This is a genomic window from bacterium, from assembly GCA_019912885.1.
Classification (GTDB): Bacteria; Lernaellota; Lernaellaia; order JACKCT01; family JACKCT01; genus JAIOHV01.
This window is the reverse complement of record JAIOHV010000006.1, coordinates 66669-81611: the sequence shown is the minus strand read 5'-3', so window position 1 is coordinate 81611 and position 14943 is coordinate 66669. Positions and strand designations below refer to the sequence as shown.

At 64.1% G+C, this 14943-nt stretch carries 13 protein-coding genes; 2 read left to right on the top strand and 11 right to left on the bottom strand.

Annotated features, from left to right (window positions below; all coding sequences use genetic code 11):
- Positions 1 to 27: 27 nt before the first annotated feature.
- Genes hisD through rpmE form a run of 6 tightly spaced genes read right to left on the bottom strand, consistent with a single transcriptional unit; the run spans position 28 to position 5899 of the window.
- Entirely contained in the window at positions 28 to 1317 is a 1290-nt protein-coding gene (hisD, locus tag K8I61_00615) for a histidinol dehydrogenase (GenBank protein MBZ0270508.1), read from the bottom strand.
- A complete protein-coding gene (gene murA, locus K8I61_00610) occupies positions 1314 to 2564 on the bottom strand; it encodes a UDP-N-acetylglucosamine 1-carboxyvinyltransferase (protein ID MBZ0270507.1) in 1251 nt (416 codons plus the stop codon). Before murA ends, hisD begins: the two co-directional genes overlap by 4 nt.
- Positions 2557 to 3465 carry a peptide chain release factor N(5)-glutamine methyltransferase gene (prmC, locus tag K8I61_00605; protein ID MBZ0270506.1) on the bottom strand — a complete coding sequence of 303 codons (909 nt, stop codon included), beginning with the start codon at positions 3463 to 3465 and terminating at the stop codon, positions 2557 to 2559. The genes murA and prmC overlap by 8 nt, the downstream gene beginning before the upstream one ends.
- Positions 3455 to 4537, bottom strand: a complete 1083-nt coding sequence (prfA, locus tag K8I61_00600; protein MBZ0270505.1) for a peptide chain release factor 1 — start codon at positions 4535 to 4537, stop codon at positions 3455 to 3457. Before prfA ends, prmC begins: the two co-directional genes overlap by 11 nt.
- A gap of 29 nt (positions 4538 to 4566) precedes the next feature.
- Positions 4567 to 5625: a DUF1385 domain-containing protein gene (locus K8I61_00595; GenBank protein MBZ0270504.1), complete on the bottom strand. Its 1059-nt coding sequence runs from the start codon at positions 5623 to 5625 to the stop codon at positions 4567 to 4569.
- Between the two features lie 52 nt (positions 5626 to 5677).
- The gene (gene rpmE, locus K8I61_00590; GenBank protein MBZ0270503.1) at positions 5678 to 5899 is read right to left on the bottom strand and encodes a 50S ribosomal protein L31; all 222 of its coding nucleotides are present in this window, start codon (positions 5897 to 5899) and stop codon (positions 5678 to 5680) included.
- Positions 5900 to 6138: 239 nt separating this feature from the next.
- Between rpmE and K8I61_00585 the strand changes: the two genes are divergently transcribed.
- Entirely contained in the window at positions 6139 to 7458 is a 1320-nt protein-coding gene (locus tag K8I61_00585; protein ID MBZ0270502.1) for a hypothetical protein, read from the top strand.
- A 91-nt stretch (positions 7459 to 7549) separates the two neighbouring features.
- On the opposite strand, the gene glnA is transcribed toward K8I61_00585, so the two are convergent.
- The 5 genes from glnA to K8I61_00560 form a co-directional block, all read right to left on the bottom strand.
- The gene (gene glnA, locus K8I61_00580; GenBank protein ID MBZ0270501.1) at positions 7550 to 8962 is read right to left on the bottom strand and encodes a type I glutamate--ammonia ligase; all 1413 of its coding nucleotides are present in this window, start codon (positions 8960 to 8962) and stop codon (positions 7550 to 7552) included.
- Between the two features lie 79 nt (positions 8963 to 9041).
- Entirely contained in the window at positions 9042 to 9380 is a 339-nt protein-coding gene (locus K8I61_00575) for a P-II family nitrogen regulator (GenBank protein MBZ0270500.1), read from the bottom strand.
- Between the two features lie 178 nt (positions 9381 to 9558).
- Positions 9559 to 10269, bottom strand: coding sequence for an HNH endonuclease (locus K8I61_00570; GenBank protein ID MBZ0270499.1), 711 nt, complete (start codon positions 10267 to 10269; stop codon positions 9559 to 9561).
- A gap of 15 nt (positions 10270 to 10284) precedes the next feature.
- Positions 10285 to 10581 (bottom strand): STAS domain-containing protein, encoded by a 297-nt coding sequence (locus K8I61_00565; protein ID MBZ0270498.1) that lies wholly within the window; start codon positions 10579 to 10581, stop codon positions 10285 to 10287.
- 67 nt (positions 10582 to 10648) lie between these two features.
- Positions 10649 to 11800 (bottom strand): SpoIIE family protein phosphatase, encoded by a 1152-nt coding sequence (locus K8I61_00560; protein ID MBZ0270497.1) that lies wholly within the window; start codon positions 11798 to 11800, stop codon positions 10649 to 10651.
- Positions 11801 to 12195: 395 nt separating this feature from the next.
- On the opposite strand from K8I61_00560, the gene K8I61_00555 reads away from it, so the two are divergent.
- Positions 12196 to 14880, top strand: coding sequence for a CehA/McbA family metallohydrolase (locus K8I61_00555; GenBank protein MBZ0270496.1), 2685 nt, complete (start codon positions 12196 to 12198; stop codon positions 14878 to 14880).
- Positions 14881 to 14943 lie beyond the last annotated feature (63 nt).

Below are 14943 nucleotides of genomic sequence, written 5' to 3'. Positions count from 1 at the left end.
CAATCCTCGATCCTCAATTCTCAATCCTCACGGTTTCTTCGCCAGCCGCAGTTCGATCGATCGCGCGTGCGCGTGCAGGCCCTCGGTCCTGGCAAGCAGCATGGTGGCGTCGCCGAGCTTTTCCAGCCCCTCTCGCGTCGCGCGGATGATATTCGTCGCGCGCAAGAAGGTCGCCGCGGACACGGGCGACAAAAAGCGCGACGTGCCGTTGGTCGGCAGAATGTGATTGGAGCCGGCGAGATAATCGCCCAGCGCCTCCGGCGCCCAGGGGCCAAGAAAAATCGCGCCCGCGTTTCGGATCTTGACCGCCACGCGATCGGCCTCCTCGCAGACGATCTCCAGGTGTTCGGGCGCGAACTGGTCGGCGAGCCGCGCGCCCTCTTCCATGTCCCGGACAACGACGATCGCGCCGAAATTTTCGAGCGCCTCGCGAATGATTTCCTTTCGCGGCGCCTCGGCCGTCTGGCGCGTAATCTCGGCTTCGACGAGCGTCGCCCAATCCGCGTCCGGCGTCATCAACACGCAACGCGAGTCGGGCCCGTGCTCCGCCTGGGCGAGCATGTCGGCCGCTGCGTGCGCGGGCGGAAATGTCGCGTCGGCGAGGATGACGACCTCCGTCGGTCCCGCGATGCCGTCGATGTTGACGATGCCGTACAGGCGGCGCTTGGCTTCGGCGACGTACGCGTTGCCCGGGCCCACGACGATGTCCACGCGCGGCACGCGCTTCGTGCCGAAGGCCATCGCCGCGACCGCGTGCGCTCCGCCCATGACAAAAAAGCGATCGACGCCACAAATGCTCGCCGCGGCCATCACCGCCCGCGCGCCCTCCGTTTCCGGATCGAGCGGGCAGGCTGCCACGATCTCCGAAACGCCGGCGACCTTGGCCGGCACCGCGGACATGATGAGCGAGCTGGGATACGCCGCGCGCCCGCCGGGGACGTAGAGTCCCGCGCGCCGAAGCGGCAAATGCCGGCGCCCCAGCGTGACGCCGATCTCGTCCTCGAACTCCGGCACCTTGCGCGGCAGTTCGCGCTCGGCCTGGTCGCGCACGCGTTCGACCGCAAGGCGCAGCGCGCGCGCGAGCTTGTCGTCAAGCGCGGTTTCGGCCTCGGCCAGGCGCTCGGCGGGGATTTCGGCGAACGCGCGGCCGTCGAATTCCGCGCAGCACGCATCGAGTTGTTCGTCGCCGCCGGCGCGAACGCGCTCGATGATGGCCTCCACCGACGCGCTCACCTCGGGCAAAGCCGAGTAAGAGCGGGCCGCCAGGCGCTCGAACGCCTTGGGGAAACCCGTTTCCGAGGTGTTCAGGCGCTTCATTCCTTCTCCCGGCGAATGTTCGCCCCGAGCTTTTGAAGCTTGTTTTCAATCGCCTCGTAGCCGCGGTCCAGGTGGTAGATGCGATGCACGACCGTCTCGCCTTCGGCGGCAAGACCTCCCAGAATCAGGCTCGCGCTCGCGCGCAGATCGGTCGCCATCACCTCGGCGCCCGACAACAGCGGCACGCCACGCACGATCGCGGTCGCGCCGTCCACCTTGATATCCGCGCCCATGCGCTGCAACTCGAGCACGTGCATGAAGCGGTTTTCGAAGATCGATTCGTTGATGACGCTCATCCCGTCCGCCACGGACATCAGCGCCATGAACTGCGCCTGCATGTCGGTCGGAAAACCGGGATACGGCTGCGTCTTGATGTCCGCCGCCCGGGGGATTTTCCGCGCCACGCAACGCACGCCGTCGCCTTCTTTCTCGATGGTCATGCCCGTGGCGCGCAATTTGTCCGCGACCGCGCCCAGATGCTCGAGCGCGCAACCGCGCAGCAGGATGTTTCCGCGCGTGATGCCCGCGGCGACCATCAGCGTTCCGGCCTCGATGCGGTCGGGCATGAGATCGATGTCCGCGCCGCCAAGGGGCGTTTTTCCCTCGATGAAAATTTGCCGGGTGCCGTCGCCCTCGATCGTCGCGCCCATGCGGCGCAGAAAATCCGCGAGCGCACCGATCTCCGGCTCGCGCGCGGCGTGTTCGATCGTCGTTACGCCCTGGGCCGCCGCCGCCGCCATCATGGCCGTTTCCGTCGCGCCGACGCTCGGCATGTCGAACACGATCTTCGCGCCGGTGAGCTTTTGGGCGCGGGCTTCCACGTAGCCGTGCACGAGATCGATTTGGGCGCCAAGCGCCGAAAGCGCTTTCAGGTGCTGGTCGATCGGCCTCGCGCCGATGGCGCAACCGCCGGGCAGCGAAACGCGCGCGGTGCCGTACCGCGCGACGAGCGGCCCCAGCACAAGCGTCGAGGCGCGCATCGTTTTGACCAGATCGTACGGCGCCTCGGAACGATTGATGCCGCGCGGATCGACGATCAGCGTGGACGTCCCCTCGATCGTCGCGCCCAGGTGTTCGAGCAGCGCGGTCGTCGTGTGGATGTCGTTCAGGCGCGGGACGCCGCGGATGGTGCACGGCCCGTCCGCGAGAATCGTCGCGGCCAGAAGCGGCAGCGCGGCGTTCTTCGAACCCGAGACCGTCGTCTCGCCGATCAGGCGCTCCCCGCCGGTGATGACCATCTTATCCATCGATCGATTTCCCCATCGCGGCGTCCGCGATTTTTCTCGCGAGAGCGACGCGCGGCTTCCCGGCCAGATCACGGCGCACCTCGATCGCATCGTACGCGCCCGTGGCCTGCAAGTGCGTTGTAACGGCTTCGCCCTGATCGTACCCGATTTCCACGACGAGGCGGCCGCCGGGCGCAAGAAGCGCCGGAGCGATCCCGGCGAGCCGAAAAATGACGGCCAGGCCGTCGGACTCGGCAAACAAGGCGCGAGAAGGCTCGAAGTCTATCACATCGGGCGCAAGCTGCGACCGCGTGGCCGGATCGACGTAGGGCGGATTCGACACGACGAGATCAAACGGCCCCGCCGCGCCGGCGTCAAACGCGCCGCACAGGAATTCCACCCGCTCGCCGACGCCGTGGCGCTCGGCGTTCTGCCGGGCGACGACAAGCGTCTCGGCCGCGTCGTCCGTCGCAACGACGCGCACGTTCGGCCGCTCGGCCGCGATCGTCACGGCAATCGCGCCGCTGCCCGTGCCGACATCCAGCACGCGCGCGCGTGCGTCCTTGCCGATCCATTCGAGCGCGGCCTCGACGACGTGTTCGGTCTCCGGGCGCGGGATCAATACCGCGGGCGTCACCGCAAACGGCCGGCTGAAGAACTCGCGCACGCCGACGATGTACGCCACCGGCTCGCGCTTGCCGCGCCGGCGGATCAGTTCGCGAAAAGCGCCGACCTCCTCTTCGGTCAGTTCGCGCTCGAACGCGCAATACAGTCCGACGCGATCCAGCGACAAGACATGCGCCAGCAGGATTTCGGTATCCAGCCGGGGTGAGGAAACGCCCTGTCCGGCGAGATATCCCGTCGCCTTTCCGATGAGCGAAAGAACGGTGGGACGCGCCTCGCCGGTGGTCTCAGTCGCCACGCGGATCCGACTGCGCGGCGTTGAGTTGCTCGGCGCGCATCCGCGCGATGAGCGGATCGATGAAGCCGTCGAGATCGCCTTCCATCACGCGGTCGAGTTGGTAGAGGGTGAGCCCGATGCGGTGATCCGTCAGGCGGTTTTGCGGGAAGTTATAGGTGCGGATGCGTTCGGACCGATCGCCGGTGCCGACCATCCCGCGGCGCTCCGCCGAGATCTTCGCGTTTTGCTCGGCGATCTCCCGCTCGAGGAGCCGCGCCTTGAGAATCTTCAGCGCCTTGGCCTTGTTCTTGTGCTGGCTCTTCTCGTCCTGGATCGCGACGACAAGCCCCGTGGGCAAGTGCGTGACGCGGACCGCCGAGTCGGTGGTATTGACGCTCTGCCCGCCGGGGCCGCTTGAGCGATACACGTCGATCTTGAGGTCTTTCTCCTCGACGCGGACATCCACCTCCTCGGGCTCAGGCAAAACGGCCACGGTGACCGCGGAGGTGTGGATGCGCCCCTGGGCCTCGGTTTCGGGAACCCGCTGCACGCGATGCACCCCGGATTCGTATTTGAGACGCGAGTAAACCTTGTTGCCCGCGACGGCGAAGATGATCTCCTTGAAGCCGCCAAGGCCGGTTTCGTTCTGGGAGATGATCTCGAGCTTCCAGCGCTGCAACTCGGCGTAACGCGCGTACATGCGAAACAGCGAGGCGGCGAACAGCGCCGCCTCCTCGCCGCCGGTGCCCGCGCGGATCTCAACGAGGATGTTCTTATCGTCGTAGGGATCCTTGGGCAGGAGCAGAAGCATCAGCGCCTCGCGCAGTTGCTCCTGCCGGACCTCCAGGCGTTCGACATCCTCGTGCGCCATCGCGCGCACCTCCTCGTCGTCGTCCTCGAGAAGCTGGCGTGAATCCGATAGCTCCGCTTCGATCTTCTGATATTCGCGCCAGGAATCGACGATCGACGCCAGGTCCGCGCGCTCCTTGGTCAGACGCACGTATTCGGTTTGATTCGAAGCGACGTCGGGCACGGAAAGGCGGCTGTCGATCTCGTCGAATCGACGCGCGACCTCTTCAAGTTTGGCAAACATGGACACGGAAGAACCCCGCGCGCGAGGCGCTAGGCGATCGTCTGGGCCGCCTCGCCGAAGGACTCGTAAAGGCTTAGGCGACCGGGGATTTCGGTCTCGTTGCTCTCGCGAACGACCTGCTCGCGCCACAGGCACGTGCGGAGCGAAACGAGCGCGACCTCGAGTTGATCGTCGGTCGGGCGCCGCGTCGTAAGGCGCTGCAGCCACATGCCGGGTTTGGAGATAAGGCTCAGTACCGGGTGGTTCTCGTTTTTGCCCGCGAGGCGGATGATCTCGTAGCTGATGCCGGCAACCGGAAGCATCAGCGGTATCTTGATGCCAATGTAAAGCACGTTGCGCAAGATTTTCGGAACGCCCGCAAGCTCCGGCAGGAACGGAAACACGAACGAGAACACGAAAATCGAAACCGTCAACACGAAGAGCAGAAAGCTCGTGCCGCAGCGCGGGTGATAGGTCGAAAACCCGCGCGCGTGCTCCACGGTCAACGGCAGGTTTTTCTCGTAGGTCGAAATCGCCATGTGCTCGGCGCCGTGGTACTGAAAAACGCGGCGGATATCCGGCGCAAGCCCGATGAGCCCGACGTACGCGATGAGGAACGCGATCTTGATGACGCCGTCGATCGCGTGGAACGCGACGGTGTCGGTCGAGAATCCGAAAAGCGCGGTGAGCACGTGCGGCAGCACGACGAAAAGTCCCATCGCGAACGCGAAACTGACGAGCATCGTCACGATCAGCGCGATGTCGGTCAGGCCGGAGGCTTGCTTGATCGATCCGTCGCCCGCGGTCAGCGTGTCGTCGGACTTCTTGTCCTCTTCCATCGCCGCCCACTTGGCGGAAAACGTCAGCGAGGAGATGCCGTTCCAAAGCGCCTCGACAAGAACCACCACGCCGCGAAGAAACGGCTTGCGCAGAAATTTCGCGCGCGTCCAGACGCCTTGCCAGCGGTCCTCGCGCACGACGATCTTGCCGTCGGCCGCGCGCAGGCATACCGCAAAACTATTGGGAGAGCGCATCATGACGCCCTCGATCACCGCCTGACCGCCCACGGTCATCGGCGTGCCGTCCGGATTCGCTGAAATAACGCTCATGATGGGTGCCGGGCGCCCTTCGCCGCGCCAAACGCACGGCGAAAGACAGCGCCTACGACGAGGCGTCGGCCTGCGTGTTGGCGTATTTGCGCCGGAAGCGCTCGACTCGCCCGGCCGTGTCGACAAGTTTTTGCTTTCCCGTGAAGAACGGGTGGCACTCGGAGCAAAGATCGAGCTTGATCTCCGGGCCGGTTGTCGAACGGGTCACGAACGAATGGCCGCACGCGCAGGTGACGGTCGTTTCCACGTATTTCGGGTGAATGTCTTTTTTCATTTTGATTCCTTGGCGGACAGCGCCAAAAGCCGCATCCCGCGGCGGCGCAAAAATCCGAGCGCAAACTTTTACACCATCCGCGCCCCGATTGGCAAGATCAGCATGACCACGCCGTGGCCGTTCGTCAAATCGCCGCCGCCGTCCGGGCGCCTTTTCGGCACGAAAATCCGGTTGACGAAGCACGCCATCGCGACTAGCCTATAAAGTCCGATTTCGTCAACAAAAATGGAACCTTAAAGATGATTCCGAACGTCATTCGCCGCACGTGCCAGCTTGCCGTTTCGAAGTTCGACTGGACCGCCCTTTGCCGCGGCCTTGCGTCCGCAGGCCAGGTCGGCGTCGTTTACGGCGCGAAAAACGACCTTCTGGAGCGATTCGGCGCCAACGGCAATGCGCTCGCCCCCGGTATTCTCTACCCCGGCGCGCGCGGTGTCTTCGGCGATCTGTTCCTGCCGAACAAGGAAACGACGCTTTTCCTTATCGCGCGACACGAGGGATCGGGCGGACCGGACGCCCCGGTGACCGAAGACAACGTCTGGGAAGATCCCGGCCGTTCGGGCGCCGACTCCACGATTCTGTTCGAGGCTGGAGAAGTCAGCCCGCTGACGGGAACGCCCGGCGAGGCGCTCGACCGGTTGATCGCCGCCGCGAACGCGTATTTGCACGGCACCCTCAAGGTGCGCGAGCGGGACATCAAATGGACCGAACGCACGGCGGGCGCCGGCGATGCGCCGTTTGCCGGAATCCCCGCGACCGCGCCGGACGCGTACAGCATGGAGCTCGCCGCGATCTTCCGCGACGGCAAGCTCAATCCGCTGTTCGAGACGCTCGGCGCGAAGGGGAGCCTTGTGCTCGACGATTTTCTGGAGAAGGCGGATAACCGCGAGGAGACGGAATATTACATCGACAAGCTGTTCGAGGCGGACTTCCTGACCGAGGAGGTCGTCGTGCATTGCCGCAAGACCGGTCAATACACGATCCGCGCCAAGGACCGAGCGGCGCTCGACGCCTTGGCCGAACGCGGCATCAGTTGCTTTTGCGGCGAGTCGTTGCAAAACGAGCGCATCTGCCGCCTGATCCTTCTACCCGAACGCAGCCGCCCTTTCATCGCGGGCAACTGGGCCGCGCGCACCTTCCTTCTCAATATGCTGACCCGGATGGGCTATCCCGCGGACGCCATTCAGGTTTCGGATGATGGCGGACGCTTCGACCTCGCCTTCGTTCCCGCGGAGGACGGAGGACTGGTGTTCGTGCTCGATTCCCGGCCGTTCGACAAGAGCGGCGCCGAGGAAATCCTGCGGGTTCTCGGCAAGCGGACGAACGTGAAGCTGTTCGTCTACGGCGCGGGCGGCGTGTCGCCCGACGCGGCGGCGCTGCTTTCCGAAAAGGTCGGCGACGAACACGTAACGCTTTTGTCCAACCTGGAAGAGTTCAACACGACGCTTCTCGAAAGCCTGGGCCGCGACCGCGTGGAGCGCCTGGCCGGACCGTTCCGCGATATCGCCGGCATGCTCAGCATGGATCTCGGCGCGCTCGCCATGCGGAGGCTCGAGGCGTAGGAAGGCGCGACGCACCTTTGCCATCAAAAAAATAAAAAACGGCGGCGACCCGCCCGGATCGCCGCCGCGTTTCTCTTTTCTCTTTTTTCGCTCAGCAATCGTAATACAGCATGAACTCGTAGGCCGTCGGGCGAAGGCGCATCGGCGAGACCTCTTTTTCCATCTTGTATTCGACCCACGTATCGATGACGTCCTGCGTGAAGACGTCTCCTGCGAGCAGGAATTCGTGGTCCTCCTGCAAGCCGGCGAGCGCGTCGGGCAGATCGGCGGGCATCTTCGGCACGTCCTTCAGCTCCTCGGGCGAAAGGCCGTAGATGTCGCGGTCCAGCGGCTGTCCCGGATCGATCTTGTTCTTGATGCCGTCGAGGCCGGCCATCAGCATCGCGGCGAACGCGAGGTAGCCGTTGCAGGACGGATCCGGGAAGCGGCACTCCAGGCGCTTGGACTTGGGCGACGCCGAATACATCGGGATGCGGATCGCGGCCGAGCGGTTGCGGCTCGAATACGCGATGTTGATCGGCGCCTCGAAACCCGGAACCAGTCGGCGGTAGCTGTTGGTCGTCGGGTTCGTGAACGCGGCGAGGGCGCGCGCGTGCTTCACGATTCCGCCAATGTAATGCAGCGCCATTTGCGAAAGACCGCCGTAGCCGTCGCCCGCGAACAGCGGCTTGCCGTCTTTCCACAGGCTCTGGTGAACGTGCATGCCCGATCCGTTGTCGCCGAAGATCGGCTTGGGCATGAAGGTGACCGTCTTGCCGTGGCGGCGGGCAACATTCTTCAGTACGTACTTGAACCACATGAGCTGGTCGCCCATCTTCAGGAGCGGCGAAAACTTCATGTCGATTTCGGCCTGGCCTCCGGTGGCGACCTCGTGATGCTGCGCCTCGACGTCGATGCCGATCTTGATCAGCTCCATGCACATTTCGGCGCGGATGTCGGCCATGCTGTCGGTCGGCGCGACGGGGAAGTAGCCTTCCTTGTAACGCGGCTTGTAGCCCAGGTTCGGCCCCTCGGCGCGGCCCGTGTTCCACGCGCCCTCGACCGAGTCGATGAAGTAGAACGCCTGGTTGGCCGTCTGGTCGAAACGCACGTCATCCAGAATGAAAAACTCGGCTTCCGGCCCGAAAAACGCCGTGTCGGCGAAGCCGGCGGCCTTCATGTGGCGCTCGGCCTTCGCGGCGATGTTGCGCGGATCGCGGCTGTATTCCTCGTGCGTGATCGGGTCGGAAATGCTGCAGATGAGGGAGAGCGTCGGATAGGCGGAAAACGGATCCATCACCGCCGTGGACGGATCGGGCACGACGAGCATGTCCGAAGCGTGGATCGGCTGCCAGCCGCGGATCGAGCTGCCGTCGAAACCGAAACCGTCCTCGAAGCTTCCTTCGTTCAGATGGGCGATCGGCACACCGAAGTGTTGCCACATTCCGGGGAAGTCCATGAACTTGAGATCGACCATGACCGCCCCATGCTTTTTCGCGAATTCCAAGACCTCTTTCGGCGTCATCGCTCCTGTTCCTCCTTAACCTTTCGGATACGGGGCCGCGCTGGAATCCCAGGCTGCCGGTTGACGAAAACCAAGGCCGTCAAATCGCGTCATCTCCACGCTCGCGCGTACGGATTCGAACCGCGTCCTCGACCGGATACACAAAGATCTTTCCGTCGCCGATCTTTCCGGTGTGCGCGGCCTCGGCGATCGCCTCGACGATCGCGTCGACCTGCTCGTCGCGAACGACCAGCTCGAGCTTGAGCTTCGGCAGGAAGTCCACGACGTACTCGGCGCCACGGTACAAGGGGCTGTGCCCCTTCTGCCGGCCCGACCCGCGCACCTCGGTGACGGTCATGCCAAACACGCCCGCCTTTTGCAGCGCGTCCGTTACGTCGTCGAGCTTGAACGGCTTGATGATGGCCTCAACTCGTTTCATGCTCGAATACGTCACGCCGCTACGGTTTTCGCCACGGACCCTGGAATCAAATTGCGCGTGGATAACGCCAATGAGGAAAGCTCCCTTTAGGACGGATAGCGCGACGTGTCAAGCAACGCCGGGCGGTCATTGGCGCCGCCCCAACCCCACCCGGCGGCATGCGGCCGACACGCCGGGTTCACCGATCGAGGCGGTCGGATTTGGCCAGATTGTGCGCGGCGCAGAGCAGGCGGACGTTCTTCGCGGTCGCTGACGATCCGCCCTTCGACGCCGGGACGATGTGATCGAAGTGCAGATTTTCCGTCGCGCCGCAGACGACGCAGCGGCCGCCGTCGCGGTTCCAGACGCGCGCCCGGACGCCGGCGGGGATCGCGCGGGGGGCAGCCACCGAGGCGGCATCGGACCGCACGAGGTCAACCGTGTCGCGCCCGGCGTACCCCGTCGCCGGTTTCAGCTTGAATTTGCAGACAAGCCGCCGCCCGTCCGACTCGGTCCATCCGTCCACAAGCAGGTGCGGACCGAGAAACAGCCATACCCCGCCGCCAAGCTTGCGATAGACGTGAATCGTCTCCGCGGGTGCGAGGCCGGAGCGATAGGCGCTAGCCGCATCGAGAAATCGCCCATTGACCGTTGGATTTCCCGACCGCGTCCGGATCGGCTGATCGACAAGTTGCGGCAGGGGCGCCGCGCGGTGCCGCATGGCGTTGTGGCCTTCGTACACGATGAAGGCGCCGTTTAGCGCGGTGTGGTCGGTGTACCCGGAGCGCCCGCGGCTGGAAATGAACACGAGCGAGCGCCCGGGCCGGGCGCGCCAATACATGCCGCGCTGAACATAAAGGCCTTCGCGCCGGCACATCTCGGCGAACGTCATGGCGACGCACGCGCTCATGGGGGGCTCCGGCGGCTATTCGATCTTGAATACCGAGTCGAGACGGGTGATCTGGAACAGCTTGCGCACGCGATCGTTGACGTTCTTCAGGACGATGCTTTTGCCCTGCCGCGTTTTGTGAAAGACGACAAGCGCGCCAAGCCCCGCGCTGTCAACGTAGCCGACGTTTTGAAAATCGAGGACAAACCGTTCCGAATCGAGCTCGCCGACCTTGTCGAGTTCGCGCCGGACCTCTTCGACGCTGCCAAGATCCATGTTCCCGTGAAAAATGACGTGCGTCGTATCGCCTTCGGCCTTCGTTTCGACCTTCATTGAATAACTCCAAACAAATTTAACCTGAAGCTCATATCCTACGCCTTCGCCTATCCCAACGGAAAGGTCAACCCGCCATCGCCACGGCCTCGCCGTCGAGCCAGCACGTGACAAGCAGGACGTCGTCGCGAAATTCGTTCGATCCCTGCCAGGCGACCACCTTGTCGCAAAGATCCCGGCTGGGTTCTTCGGCATTCACGTCGGTTTCGCCGAACGCGCGGCACAGGCCTTCGACTTCGAGGTCGCGCCCCTCGCCGTCGGTCGCTTCGCTGACGCCGTCGGTGAAAAGCAGAAGCCGCGTCCCGTGCGTCAGCGGCGCCTCGTTGATATCGACCTGAATGTCATCGAGCATGCCAAGAAAATTGCCGGAACCCGGCAGAAGCTCCGTCGATCCGTCCGCCATGCGGCGCACGGGGCTGGGGTGCCCGCAATTCGCGTAGGTCATCGTGCCGCGTTTCAGGTCAAACAGCGCGTAGACACCCGTGATGTAGTGCCCAAGTTCAAAAACCGAAAGCAGCGTGCGATTCATTCGATGCACGAGCGTCGCAGGATCCGGGTGCCGGACGATCAGTTCGCGAAACACGGATTTCACCATCAGGGACATCATGCCGGCTTTCAACCCGTGCCCGGTAACGTCCCCGATAAAAAGCGCGATGCGCGACTCATCAAGGCGAAGCGCGTCGAAAAAGTCGCCCCCCACGCCCGAACTCGGCTGGTAAACGTAGTCGATATGCAGCGGAAGGAAATCCTCGCGTTTGGGTAGCATGGAGGACTGGAAACGCACGGCGGAGGCGAGTTCGGCCTGCAATGCGTCCCGCCGCCGGCGCACCTCGCGCATGAGCTGCGACCGCTCCATCGCGTTTTTCGCCTTGGTCGGCAGGAGCACCTCGAGGGTGTCGCTCGACAACGGTTTCAGGAAATAGTCGTACGCGCCCATGCTGAGCGCGCGCTTGACCGAATCGATATCGGTCAGCGCGGAATTGACAACAACCGGGATATCGGCGTGGCGCTCGGAGCCGCCAAGCCATTCCAGCACGCCGAATCCGTCGATGACCGGCATCATAAGGTCAAGGACGACCAGATGGATATCGTCGCGTTCGGCAAGCAGGTCCATCGCTTCGCGCCCGTTTTTGGCGTGCAGGAATTCGACGCCCAGGCGCTTCAGGGACCACTGAATGACCTTGCGATTGAGCGTTTCGTCGTCGACGATCAGAATCATTCGACCGGGTCTCCCCTCGCGCCATGGCGCGCGGATACGCGACTCCACCTCTCGCGACCGCCTCGATTCCGCGGCGTCGCCATTTCATCGGCTCGCGGATCGAAGTCCTCGCCCCTCTCGCCGCAACGTGGCGATACGGTTCACAAACCGGGTTTCCCGGTTCGTCCTGGCGGGCGCGGGCCTCACCGCGGGTGGCAAGGCTTTCGCGTTCCTTCTCCTTACATCGGCGCGGACCACGAGAATCTGAAATGCGGGATCGACTCCCGAAAAAAATTCGCCTGAAGGCACGGTCGCGAAATTTGTCGCCGCGGGGACGCGACATATGGCCGGGAGAGGACGGTTGTGTTAAATTTTCGTGTCTTTTTTGCGACATACCTTAGCCATTGGGTAGGACCATGAACAAAATTCTTCCATTCCTCGCGCTTTGCGCGCTTTTGGCGTTTGCCCCCATCGCCTGCTCTTGCGGCGACGACGACGACGATGACGGCGGCGGTGTCGGCGACGATGACGTGTCGGATGACGACGCGGACGACGACGATACCGGTGGCGACGATGACGACACCGACGACGACGACGACGCGGATGATGACGATGATGCGGACGATGACGACGACGCGTGGCCGAACCTTTCGGATACGCTTGGCGCTGGCGAGGTCCGTGCGGGCATCGTCACCGCCCCGGACGAGCTGATCGGCGGACCCGCGGCCGCGGGCGAGCTTGGCGACATCAAGTTGTACAACGCGAACGCCGAGTTCATCGTCCGCCATCCGGACAATCCCGGCGTCGTCTGGACCAAATACGGCGGCAACCTGATCGACGCGGACCGGGCGCAACCGGGCGCGTCGGGCTTTGACGGCCTGGCCGGCCTTAGCCACATTTTCGGCCTGGCCCGCGTGTTCAAGGGATTGACCGCGGAGGTCCTCGAAGACGGTCACAACGGCCCGGCCGTTGTGCGCGTCGTCGGCAAGGACGCCGGGCTCGACATCATCGACAACGCGGCCAAGACCTGGAATTACAACCTGACCGTCGAAATGATCTACACGCTGCATCCGGATTCGGATCACCTGATCGTCACGACGCATCTCATCAATAAGAACCAGACGCGCAACCGGCAGGTCTTCGTCGCCGACTTCCCCATGTGGGCGGACGACATGGCGACGTTCTCGCCGCGCGCGGGCTTCAACATGGGCGACGCCGATCTGCTCGCGCAACTCCGCTGGATGGGCGCGGTCAGCCGCGAGTTTCATCCCGTTTCGTACGGCATCGCGCCATCCACGCCCGGGGCGAACGTTTACGCGCCTTACGTGGACGGCGACATCGTACCCCTGATGATGGGCACGCCCGATCTTCCCGCGGGCGGCGAAGCCTGGGTCGAGCGCCTATTCATCGTCGGCGACGGTGACACGCGCCTCATTCAGGCGGCCGCGGACGCCGTGGACCAGACGGCGAACCTGGGCACGATCGAGGGCTCGATCAATGAAGACAAGGGCGGTCTTCCCGACGAGGTGACGGTGATCGTGACGGACAAGACGCGGCCGGCGGGGCAAAACTTCGTCGCCGCGCTGCGCCCGGACGATTCCGGCAATTTCGGTATCGCCCTGCCCGCGGCCAAATACCGGCTGCAGGCGATCGGCGAGGGACGCAACGACGGCGCCACGGTCGAGGTCACGGTGACCGCCGGCAACACCATCACGCCGCTTGTCGAAATCGAAGAGGCGGGCCTTCTGGATTTTGACGTGACGGACGGCGACGCGCTGGCGATTCCCGCGAAGATCACACTCCAGAACGGCCATGGCGCGGGACCCGAATCCGGCGTGGCGCGCCTGATTTACTCGGCGACGGGCAGCGAAGCGGTCAAGGTCGCGCCGGGCGCCTACACCGCAACCGCGTCACGCGGTTTCGAATACGAGATCGTCACCGAGGACATCACCATCGTCGCCGGACAGACGACGCCGTTCACCGCTTCGCTTGACCGCGTGGTCGATACGGCCGGTTACCTCTCCGGCGATTTCCACATCCACACGCAATTCTCCGTGGACTCGCAAGTGCCCGCGCGCACGCGCGTGCGCGAACTGGTCGCCGAGGGCCTGGAGATTCCGGTCATCACCGACCACGATCACATCTCCGATTACACGGCGCTGGTCGCGGAAGCGGGGATGGAGGCGTTCATCAAGCCGGTGGCGGGTTGCGAGGTCAGCCCCATCATTGGGCACATGAACGCGTGGCCGCTCACGCCCCCGCCGGGCAGCCCGCGGTATTACGCGATTCCGCTCATGGAATACGACGCGAACGACGTGGCCACCGCGTGGCTTCAGTTCCCGGATCTTTGGGGCATCGTGCGCAACGATTTCGGCGCCGGTGTCGTCCAGATCAATCATCCGCGCGATTCGACCGGCTGGTTCGATTACGTGCAATACGATCCGGCGTCCGGCGTTTCAAGCACGGTCCCGCATCGCTGGGGCACGGATTTCGACGCCATCGAGGTGTGGAACGGCGGCAAGAGCGACCAGGGCACGCTCATCGACTGGTTCAGTTTCCTTGACCAAGGCCTCATTTACACGATGAACGGCAATTCCGATTCGCACACGTCGACGTCGGAACTCGGCAACCCGCGGAACTATGTCCAGATGCCGACCGACGATCCCGCCGCGGCGAGCGAGGCCGATCTGACCGCGGCCATGCTCGGGCAGAAAAACGTGGTGAGCGCCGGCGTGTTCATCGATTTTTCCATCGAAGGCGTCGGCCTTGGCGGAACCGTGCCCGACCACGGCGCCGGCATGGTCGATCTGGATATCCGCGTCCAGGCGCCGGAGTGGGTGGAGACAAACTTCCTGAAGGTCTACACGAACCACGGCGACGTGATCGTGGACATGGCAATTCCATCCACCGGGGTCGTGCGTTACGACGATACGCTCAGCGTCGGCCCGATTTCGGAGGACTCGTATTTCGTCATCGAGGCCGGCCACACGACGGGGCGCCTCGGGCCCGTCGCGCCGGGCGAGAACATCTTCGCGATGACGAACCCGATCTTCGTCGATGTGGACATGAACGACGTGTTCGACGCGCCCGGACTTCCCTGACGCAACGCACCCGCCGCCTTGTGAGGGCGGCGGGTGCTCCCTTATCATCAAGGCATGAAGCGG

Bases quoted from the DNA above. Each gene is read 5' to 3' on its own strand.
- hisD (MBZ0270508.1), bottom strand. From the start codon at position 1,317: ATGAAGCGCCTGAACACCTCGGAAACGGGTTTCCCCAAGGCGTTCGAG.
- murA (MBZ0270507.1), bottom strand. From the start codon at position 2,564: ATGGATAAGATGGTCATCACCGGCGGGGAGCGCCTGATCGGCGAGACG.
- prfA (MBZ0270505.1), bottom strand. From the start codon at position 4,537: ATGTTTGCCAAACTTGAAGAGGTCGCGCGTCGATTCGACGAGATCGAC.
- K8I61_00595 (MBZ0270504.1), bottom strand. From the start codon at position 5,625: ATGAGCGTTATTTCAGCGAATCCGGACGGCACGCCGATGACCGTGGGC.
- rpmE (MBZ0270503.1), bottom strand. From the start codon at position 5,899: ATGAAAAAAGACATTCACCCGAAATACGTGGAAACGACCGTCACCTGC.
- K8I61_00585 (MBZ0270502.1), top strand. From the start codon at position 6,139: ATGATTCCGAACGTCATTCGCCGCACGTGCCAGCTTGCCGTTTCGAAG.
- glnA (MBZ0270501.1), bottom strand. From the start codon at position 8,962: ATGACGCCGAAAGAGGTCTTGGAATTCGCGAAAAAGCATGGGGCGGTC.
- K8I61_00575 (MBZ0270500.1), bottom strand. From the start codon at position 9,380: ATGAAACGAGTTGAGGCCATCATCAAGCCGTTCAAGCTCGACGACGTA.
- K8I61_00570 (MBZ0270499.1), bottom strand. From the start codon at position 10,269: ATGAGCGCGTGCGTCGCCATGACGTTCGCCGAGATGTGCCGGCGCGAA.
- K8I61_00565 (MBZ0270498.1), bottom strand. From the start codon at position 10,581: ATGAAGGTCGAAACGAAGGCCGAAGGCGATACGACGCACGTCATTTTT.
- K8I61_00560 (MBZ0270497.1), bottom strand. From the start codon at position 11,800: ATGATTCTGATCGTCGACGACGAAACGCTCAATCGCAAGGTCATTCAG.
- K8I61_00555 (MBZ0270496.1), top strand. From the start codon at position 12,196: ATGAACAAAATTCTTCCATTCCTCGCGCTTTGCGCGCTTTTGGCGTTT.